At 68.6% G+C, this 2,320-nt stretch carries 2 protein-coding genes; both read right to left on the bottom strand.

Translation table 11 applies throughout. From position 1 onward, the window contains the following. Positions 1-794 precede the first annotated feature (794 nt). Positions 795-1,466 carry a hypothetical protein gene (locus GY769_09900; GenBank protein ID MCP4202236.1) on the bottom strand — a complete coding sequence of 224 codons (672 nt, stop codon included), beginning with the start codon at positions 1,464-1,466 and terminating at the stop codon, positions 795-797. 45 nt (positions 1,467-1,511) lie between these two features. Beyond that, positions 1,512-2,294, bottom strand: coding sequence for a hypothetical protein (locus GY769_09895; protein ID MCP4202235.1), 783 nt, complete (start codon positions 2,292-2,294; stop codon positions 1,512-1,514). Positions 2,295-2,320: the final 26 nt, after the last annotated feature.

The raw sequence follows: 2,320 nt of genomic DNA, 5'->3' as shown, positions 1-2,320 counted from the left end.
CGATCATCTGAGGCGGGAGTTCCCCGAGGCCGGGCTGTTTTCGCCCGCTCAGAGCGTTTCGTTATCCGACTGTGCATGCGAACCCGATTCCGGTGGCGATTGCGGTTGCGGGCGTTGAGAGCAGCGTAGCCGTGCGTGGGCGGTATCGCGGCGAGCAACCGTTCGCCGGCCTTGGGCAGAAGTCGGTGCGACGTCAGCGCCACCAGGCTCCGGCGTGGATTCGAGCTTGGGCGGGAGGGGAAAGGCGGCTCGGCATGCGCCCATGCCCTTGGGATCCCGCTTTGCCCGGCAAAATAAAGAGCTGCCTATAGCTTTTCAGAAACTGTTTTTGGGCCGGTCCCGCCAACGGACCTGCCGTAGGGTGGGCAACTTGTCGCTGCGTTGGGCTTGCGGCCTCCTCGTAGCGCGCGCGACAAGTTGCCCACGCGGGCCGAGGATTCGCGACCTTGTGTTCCCTGGGCAGGGACGAAGCCAAGATCTTTTTCTGAAAGCCTATAGGCCTCGGAAAACAAACTAAGAGTCGGTGGATTGTACGGCTGAGGCCAACAGCCAACAACTAGAGGCCAATAGCTTTGCGATGGTCTCGCGACGTGCCGATGGAGGCTGTACTGCCCGAAATGGTAAAACGAAGATCAAGGCCTTATGATGAGCCAGTGCAGATTGTGCTATCAACAGGAGGCTTACATGAAGCTCGAATGGCCTTGGTCTTCGTTCTATCAGGGTCCCCTCAGGGTTTCTAGGCATCAAATTCCTGTTTCGGTCGCGCTGTTTCTCAAATGAAGGTTGAGACACCCTCATGCCGCTGCCAGAACCGGCTGGGGGGATGGCCTCGGGCGCTTGCGCGCGGGGCGTGGCGGAAGTGGGACGTGGTCCACTAACCATTCGAAGATGTCATCCGGCTTCGCTCCGAAGAACCGTTCCGCCGGAGTCTTCCCGTCCGGTCCCACGGCGGCGTGGTTGTGCACGACGGTCAGCGCCTCGAGCCGGCGCGGGCGCAGCGTGTGCAGGCGATGGTGCCACAGCGCCAGGTGTCCGTTTCGTCCCTCCACGCAGGAGCTGGACCGCTGGAAAAGACCGACGCAGTCGCCTGCGGCCTGCTCGATCTGCCGCAACCGCTCGGCGGGCAGGCCGGCCAGGGGGCCGTCGGCGGACCGCAGCGGCCCGAGCAGGCCCTCGGCGACGGCGCGGATCGCCACCCGGTCCTCGGTCGTGCGTGCCTTGCGCGCGGCCTGGCGCAGGTACAGCCCGGGGATCAGCCGCTCGCGCACGGCCGACTCCTGCCCGGGCGTCAAGGCCAGGTCCTTCACGGTCGTCGCCACCCAGAGGAAGAAGAAGGTCAGCGTGGCGAGCAGCTGTGGCACCACGCGGCGCGCCTTGGCGACCCTGGCCAGCGCGCGCTCGCCCAGGCCGACGTCCCGCGCCACGGACCCGAGGTCGTCGAACCGCTTGTCCAGCAGCCCGGCCACCGTCGGCGCGGGCTGCTCGCGACCGGTGGCGAGATCGAAAGGGTGTCAGTCGTCGCCGATTCCCGCGAGCGCGTCGCGGACCTCCTGGCGCTGGCCCTGCGCGCGCTTGAGCTCCCGTGCCGCGACCGCCTGCTGCTGCTCCGCGTCCTGGAGGCGCCTGGCGAAGTCCGGGGGGCGCCCCGGCCCGCGCGCCGCGGCCTGCCAGTCGCGCTGCGCCTTCGCGCAGGCCTCGCGCGCCTCGGTCGCCCGCTCGTTCGCCTTCTGGCACTGGCCCTCGAGGCGCCCCAGCGTGCTCCAGAACGCGCGCCCGGCCTCCTGCTGGACGTGGAACAGGTCCGGGGAATGGTGGGCGCCCAGATGCCGGCGCACGCAGGCCACCACTCCCGACCCCTCGTCGCTGGCCGCCAGCACCACGGTCACCGGCAGGTCCGCCAGCGCCGGCTTCAGGGCCAGGTTCCAGCTGTCGGCGTCGCGCTTCTCCGAATACCGCTCCAGCAGGATGAGCTCGCTGACCGGCTCGATGCCCACCAGGCAGACCCCGGGGTGGAAGGTCCCGTCCAGGCACACGCTGATCGGTCGCGGCCTCGACCGCGGACCCAGCCGCTCGCGCTCGGTCTTGCCACAGCTCACGATCTCCTTCTCCACGCGCGCCGCGACCGACCGCTGCGCGCCGTGCGAAGGGGCGATGAAGGCGTCCAGGCCCGACCGCCCGAGGAACTCCCCGACCCCGCGCGCCCCGCTGCCGCCTCGGAACTCCACCGTCCAGTGCACGGCCAGGAAAACCCGGTGCAGCCACATCGCACCGACCGGGCTCTCGAAGAACTCCACAGCGTCCGGCTCCGCCGCCAGGGCCT

The organism is bacterium, from assembly GCA_024224155.1.
GTDB lineage: Bacteria > Acidobacteriota > Thermoanaerobaculia > Multivoradales > JAHEKO01 > CALZIK01.
Note: the sequence above shows the minus strand (reverse complement) of the source record. Positions and strands in the feature narration are given on the sequence as shown.